This is a genomic window from Methylocystis sp. (genome assembly GCF_051062815.1).
Classification (GTDB): Bacteria; Pseudomonadota; Alphaproteobacteria; order Rhizobiales; family Beijerinckiaceae; genus Methylocystis.
In genome coordinates, this window is record NZ_JBPFDU010000073.1 from 23,937 (window position 1) to 30,650 (window position 6,714).

Consider the following 6,714-nt stretch of genomic DNA (forward strand, 5'->3'; position numbering starts at 1 on the left):
TTACACGAGAGCGGTGTCTGTCAACCTCTTGCTGCGGAGTCCCCGCCATCGGCCTTCCGCATCGAACACGCGCGAAAGGGACGGCGCCCACGTTCATTTCGAGGAGAAGCCGGCGCGCCGCTCGCGCGCACAATGACGGCGAAATGTCACGACCGCCGTCGCGGAAAGTCGAGCGGGAGTTCGGCGGTTTCGCGCCTCCGCCGGGTTACGCGCCGGGCGGCATATCACGGCCCCAACGGAACGCTATGCGCTCCAGATGCTTCAATTTAAGCTCGAACCGCTTCTGCATTTTGAGCGGGAATGGTGTGGCTCGTTTTGTCCCAATTCAACGGTTCTCCGCGCACTTTGTGGCGCCAAACAAAAATATAGAGGGCGCGCAACGCCGAAGAGAAATTAATGAAGTTCGAGAAAACGACTCTCGGCGCCGCCATCAACCCTTGGCCCAACCCATAGATCGACGTCGTAAAGATCGTCCGCTGGACGAGCCGGTTGATGAGCAGGACGATGTTGACGAAGAACAGCAGCCGCAGGGTAGGATTGAGCATTGCGTAGCCGGCGATGAGCCATTCTTCGCTGAATGTTCCAAGGACAAGGATCGCGATAGCGTTGAAAGCCAGGAAATAGGCCACGACGGCGATGATGCCGGACAGGATGCCCTTGCGATCGCGTAGAAAAAAGATTCTCTCGGTAAGCGTGTTGCCCCAGCCGAGCTTCGCGGCTCCCTGGAAGCCGATTCCCAGAAGCCAGCGCGCGCGCTGGCGGTAGGCGGCTCGGTAGTCGCTCGGAAAATTTTCTCTCGTCGCGATCGCGAGCGGCGATGCGATCCGTTGCACCTGATCGGTCCCGAGCGGAATATCGAGCGTATAGGGGGCCTCATTGAGAACGAACGCGGACGTCAGGCCAAGCGATTTCATGGCGAAGGCGACGTCGTAGTCCTCCGTCAAAGCGATGGGGTCGAACACCTCGCCCCGACGCCAGGACTTCAGAGCTTCGATCGCTTTCCGGCTGAAGCAGGCGGCCACGCCGGCGCACGGAACAACGCCTGTAAGACGCTGCCGGACAAACAGATCCTTATTATGAAACTCCGCGAACTCATCCATATAGGTGCCCGCGGTCATCTGAAGGAGCGAGCGCCTGAAGGAGTATACCGGGATCTGGATGAAATCGAAGGTGGCGAGGAGCGCGCTGAACAGCGGAAATTCCAGCGGATGAATCACATCCTCGCTGTCGTGGAGCACAAATCCCTCAAACTTTATGTTCGAGGCTTTCTCATATTCGCCGATTTCCGCGATGATCGCATTGAGACAATCGGCTTTCGTTGTCGGCCCGTCATGCGGGCCGACGACAAGACGGATATTTTCTGGAAGTTCCGCCGCCGCCCTCAGCACCTCCGCCTGAGTCGCGGCATCATTGGGATAGGCGCCGACGAAAAAAACCGTCGTCGCGGAATGGACGGCGTTGGTCTTCAACATTTCGTAGATGACAGCCTCTTCGCGCCAAGCCGGCACCATGACCGCGAGGGGGCGTTGCGGCAGTTCAAGCAGCGCCTGTTCAGAAAACTGAAATCGTTCGGCGCGGATCCGTCCTGACAATCTCATAAGCCAGTAAACAACGTCGATGAAGACATCGTCCAGGCTGTAAAGAATAATGGCGACGCCAAAAACAAGGAAAAGTGCCACCAGCGCATCGACGTAGGCGACGGTGGCGTCCGTCAGGTCAAAAAACATCGGTCGTCCTTAAGCTCTTCAGCCTCGCGTGTTCGGCAGATTGAGCGCGCGACGGACCTTGTTGTTTGTGCGCCTTGCCGCTAAGGGTCGGCATGGCGAAGCGCTGAAGCGGCCTAGAGCGCTTCCCGATCACATGAATCATGTGATCGATAAGGAATCGCTCAAAATCAAAATGTTGGAGCAGGTTCTCATCGAAAAAGTCGGTCAACTTTTTCGGAACCTGCTCTAAGCCGCCGACAATGCTGGAATCGCGCGCACCAGTCGCGCACGCATCGCGGCGACGATCCGCTTCGCCGCCTGGCCATCGCCATAAGGGAAAACCGGGACAGACATGCGGGCGTAGAGCGCCGGGTCGTCGCACAGCTGAGAGATCGCGCTCGACACCGCGGCGGAGTTTGTGCCGACCACGCGAACCGCTCCGGCGCGAACCGCCTCAGGCCGTTCGGTGGTGTTCCTCAGCACGAGGACGGGCTTTCCCAGCGCGGGCGCTTCCTCCTGGAGGCCGCCGCTGTCCGTGACGACAATCCAGCATCTCTTCAGCGCCGCGACCATGTCGGCGTAGTCGATCGCATCCGTAACCACGATGCGCGGATGGTCGCCAAGAATCCGGCGCGCCGGCTCATGAGCGTTCGGATTGGGATGGCTGACGAAAAACAACCCGAGGTCGTCATGCCGGTCGACCGCCGCCCTTATGCCCCGTAGCGCGTTTTCAATGGGCGCCCCGAAGCTCTCCCGCCTGTGCGCCGTTGCGAGAATGACTCGCGGCAAATTCGGAAACCCCTTCGGGGCAGGCAATTTGTGCGCCGCCGTCTGCAGCAAGGCGTCAATGCCCGTATTGCCAGTGACGAGACAGTCGCCAGGAACGACGCCTTCACGCAGGAGATTATTGAGCGACGCCGAGGTCGGAGCGAAATGCATGGCCGCAGTCAGTCCGGCGATTCGCCTATTGAGTTCTTCCGGATAGGGGTCGTTGAGTTTTCCCGTGCGGAGCCCCGCCTCTATGTGCATGAAAGGCACGTTCATGTGAAATGCGGCGAGCGACACGACCGCAACCGACGTCGTGTCGCCCTGGGCGATGACGCAGTCAGGTCGAACTTCGTCGATCACGCGATCCATCTCGGCGATCACCTTGCCGAACAGCTCATTCAGCGAGCCGTTTCGACGTTCGAGGTCCAGCCGGCGCGAAGGAACCACGCCAAAATCCTTCAGGGCTCCTTCGACGACATCAGCGTGCTGGCCGGTCGTCACCACGTAGGGAAAGGCCCAATCCGAACGATTGAGTTCGGCGATGACAGGGCCCATCTTGATGGCTTCGGGTCGTGTCCCAACGATGCATAAACAGCAAAGTTTTGATTTAGTTAGGCGACTTTCGCCTTTCTTGAGGATTGTCAACTCGTTCATCTCAGCTCTGCTCAGTGATGCCAGTTTAGTGGCCTGTATAATTTAGAAGTTCTGAGCTGTCGAATGAATATTTAGACATGTTAGCGGCCTGTAAAAAAAGCTATTCCGATAAAGGAGATGGATAAACCCAGCACCATCAGTACGACGGCTCCCGCCGCGCCAAAAAAGAACGCTCCGATGAAGCCGGCGATGGATATCAATGTAAACAGCACGAGGATTAACACCATAAGTTGCATTTGGCTTCTGCTCCTGCATATGAGGCGAGGTTGGGTTTCCGTGTACAAACCTTCTGGGCGTCCCATGGGCCTAAGTATAGATTTTAAATTCATTTTCTAGTACGAAGCAAAACATGGGAATGCGGCGACCTTGCGAAGAGCCATCGCCCCAAAGTTCGAGGCGCGCCTCGCCCGATTTTGCTTCATTAACGGTTATAGGTTAGCAAAAACAACATGATTCGTTCCTGATTCGCGTGACGCGCGTTCGAAGATTCCGATGTCGGAATCTCGGCTTTTTGCAACGCAGATGGAGCGCAATCGTGCGGCGGGTTTTTCGAAGGCGTTGCGCAACAATCCTCTTTTTGGCGCTGGCGCTGGCGTCCACGACGCCAATCGCTGCTCGCGCTGGCGACAACGACGGCGTTCGCGAGGAGCCGCGGCCAGGCCAGCCCGGCTACCAGGAGCTTGCCTTGGCGTTCGCGCGTCTGGCCAAGGGCGATTACGATGGCGCCCTCAAATACGCGCAGCGGGCGCGAAGCCTCGCGCCCGCATACGAGATGCCCGTCCGCCTGCTGGCCGACATTCTAAACAAATCGGGACGAACCAGCGAGGCGGTTGACGTCATTAGCGCCTTTGTCGCCAGCCATAAGCATTCGATGGCGCTGATCGCCCAGCGCGGTCATCTGCGCAAGCGACTCATGGACGTCGCCGGCGCCGAGGCGGATCTGCGCAGCGCACGAGACAGCGGCGCGCTGACCCAAGAGCAGGCCGCCGCAGTCGACGTCGCGCTCTTCGATCTTGCAATGAGCGCCGCATATAAGGACTTCAACGAGTCTCGGCTGAATGAAGCCATAGAGAAGGCGCGAGCGGCGCACGAACTCGATAAAAAAGCGGAAGCGCCTGTCGGGCTTATCGCCGAAGCCTATAGCCGCCAGGGCCGGGCGCAGGCGGCTCTCGACGAGCTGAATCGCTATATCTTGCAGAATAAGGCGAGCGGGCGTCTTCTCGCCCAGCGCGGATATTTGCGTCGCGCCATGCAGGACTTGAAAGGCGCTGCGGCGGATTTCGAAGCCGCGCTCGCCGCGCCCGACATTGAGCCAAGCCAAACGTCGCCATTGCGCAACGCGCTCGCGGAAGCTGTCAAGGCGGAGCATGATAGCATTGTGCAAGCCGAACTCGCGGAGGTTTATGCAGCGATCAAAAAACGCGATTACGCTCGCGCGGTGAAGGCGGCGCGCGACCTGCGCGCCAAATATCCAAACGCCGAAGCGCCGCTATTTGCGCTCATGACGGCGTTGACCAAATCCCGCCAGGTAAAAGCAGCGGTAAAAGAAGCGGATGCGTTCATCAAGGACAATACGCCGAGTTCGACGTTGCTCGCGCAGCGCGGATACAGCCGGCGCACGATTGGAGACCTGCCCGGCGCCATTGCGGACTTTCGGGCCGCGCTCGCGCAGCCGGCTCTCGAGCCCGCGCAAGTGAAGAGGCTAAAACTCGCGCTTGCGGAGGCGGAACGCGCGAATGAACCCGGCGCTTCGCCGGTCGGCGCGCCGGCGACGCCCCTGCAGCAAGCGCTCAACAGCGGCTATGACGCGCTAAAAGCGGGGCGGCCGGACGAGGCTGTGCGTGCGGCAAGAGAGGCGCATAGTCTCGATCCCAAAGCGGAGGAGCCTGTTCTCCTCCTCTTGACGGCGCTTCTTCGCCAAGGGGGCAAAGCTGAGGCGCTTGCGGAAGCGAACCGCTACCTTGCGTCTGTCCCGCAAAGCCCGAAGGTGCTCGCACAGCGAGGGTTCATGCGTCGGCAGGCCAAGGATGTGAGCGGCGCCGTCGCAGACTTCGAGCAGGCCTTGAAATATGGACTTCCGGCCGATCAGAAGCTCAACGTCACGCGGGCGCTTGATGAGGCGCGCTACACGCTCGTCGCCGAAAAGGCCTTCAAGGCTCTGGCCGCTCGCGATTGGGTGAGCGCGTTGCGTTATGGCAGGGCGGCAGAGGCTTTCCCCCGAGCCGACGAGGCCGTTTTTCGCGTGACGATCGCCGCGCTCGCAGGGCTTGGCCACACGGATGAGGCGCTACGGGCGTCAAACGCGCTCATCGCGCGAGGCAAGGCCACGGGCCAAGCCTATGCGCAAAGGGCCTATCTTCGTAAGACGCTCGGAGACGGCGCTGGCGCGCTTGCGGACTTTGTAAAAGCGCTTGACCGGGGAGATTTGCCTTCAGCGCAAAGAGTGGCGGTCGAACTCGAAATCGCTACCGCCAGGTCGTCGGCGTACGAAAAACAGGGAGATCTGACGCGCGCGCGCGCCGAACTCGTCGACTTCGCGCACACGCATCCTGGCTACGCCGCCGGATGGTCGACGCTTGGCCAATTTTTTGCGCGTCAAAAGGAATATGCCGCCGCCGTCGCGGCCTTTGAGAATAGCCTCGCGGTCGAGCGCAGCGGCGAAGTATTGCTGAACGCTGGTTATGCGAGCGTCTATGTCGATCGCTCAAAAGAGTCGCAGTTCTTTCGGGAAGCGCTCGACCGCTGGTCGAGCGATCCCTCCCTCAAAGCCCGGCCGGCCCGCGATCGAGATGTGATCAGAACGCAGGTTGTCGAGGCGGATGCGAGCGTTCGCACCAATGTGGTGTTCAACGGCATCGCCGATCGTCGAAAACGCTGGGGCGGGCATCAGCTTCAGCCGAGCTTCGAAACGGTCATCCGGTTCGATGGGCGCTTCCTTCCGTACATATTTGGCCTCGAGGGTTTGATCGGCGGCTTTTGGTCCCAGGACCAGACGCGCTTCACCGAGAGCTATTCGCGGCTGGGTTTGCGCTTGCGTCCGTTCGACGGCGTTAATTTCTCGGTGAGCGCTGAGTGGCAGCATTATTTCACGCGAAACGCGCCGTTCAATCAGCTCGCCTTGTCATGGGGCTATGGCTACGGCGGATTCGCCTATTCGAGCGCCACAAGCGCGGGAGCGGCGGGCGCGATCGAACCGACAGACATGAGCTATCCGCATGAGACGACATGGCAGCCGCTGACGAGCTTTGCGACCTATGGCACCTACAGGGCCGGCGAGCGTCGGTATCTGCAGAACGCGGTGGGTTTGCTTGGCTATTCCTACTGGGACGCTGACTCCCGCGTCGTGCTCGGGGCGGCTGCAATGGGCATGGCGACATATGATAGCGCGGATACCCGCCGATTTGCCTTTGGGGCAGGCCCGGCGCTGGTCGTGCGCACATGGCTGGGTGAACCGCCCCGGGTTTGCCGGAGGCTCCAACTCTTGAGAGATTGGGGCCATGGAAACGAAGAAGACGTCGAAGAGCTTTTCACCTGAGGTTCGGGATCGCGCGGTTCGGATGGTGCGGGAGCACCGGGGGGACTACGG

Annotated in this window: 5 protein-coding genes; 1 reads left to right on the forward strand and 4 read right to left on the reverse strand. The window is 60.0% G+C overall.

Annotated features, from left to right (window positions below; genetic code table 11):
* Positions 1-266: 266 nt before the first annotated feature.
* From ACR65W_RS12305 to ACR65W_RS12320, 4 genes are all read right to left on the reverse strand, one after another.
* On the reverse strand, positions 267-1,727 hold the full coding sequence (locus tag ACR65W_RS12305; protein WP_434500981.1) for a glycosyl transferase family protein: 1,461 nt from the start codon (positions 1,725-1,727) through the stop codon (positions 267-269).
* Positions 1,717-1,935, reverse strand: coding sequence for a hypothetical protein (locus tag ACR65W_RS12310; protein ID WP_434502688.1), 219 nt, complete (start codon positions 1,933-1,935; stop codon positions 1,717-1,719). The genes ACR65W_RS12305 and ACR65W_RS12310 overlap by 11 nt, the downstream gene beginning before the upstream one ends.
* Positions 1,936-1,952: 17 nt before the next feature.
* Positions 1,953-3,029, reverse strand: a complete 1,077-nt coding sequence (gene wecB / locus ACR65W_RS12315) for a non-hydrolyzing UDP-N-acetylglucosamine 2-epimerase (protein ID WP_434500867.1) — start codon at positions 3,027-3,029, stop codon at positions 1,953-1,955.
* A 179-nt stretch (positions 3,030-3,208) separates the two neighbouring features.
* Positions 3,209-3,364, reverse strand: coding sequence for a hypothetical protein (locus tag ACR65W_RS12320; RefSeq protein ID WP_434500866.1), 156 nt, complete (start codon positions 3,362-3,364; stop codon positions 3,209-3,211).
* Positions 3,365-3,663: 299 nt separating this feature from the next.
* On the opposite strand from ACR65W_RS12320, the gene ACR65W_RS12325 reads away from it, so the two are divergent.
* Positions 3,664-6,663 (forward strand): tetratricopeptide repeat protein, encoded by a 3,000-nt coding sequence (locus ACR65W_RS12325; protein ID WP_434500865.1) that lies wholly within the window; start codon positions 3,664-3,666, stop codon positions 6,661-6,663.
* Positions 6,664-6,714: the final 51 nt, after the last annotated feature.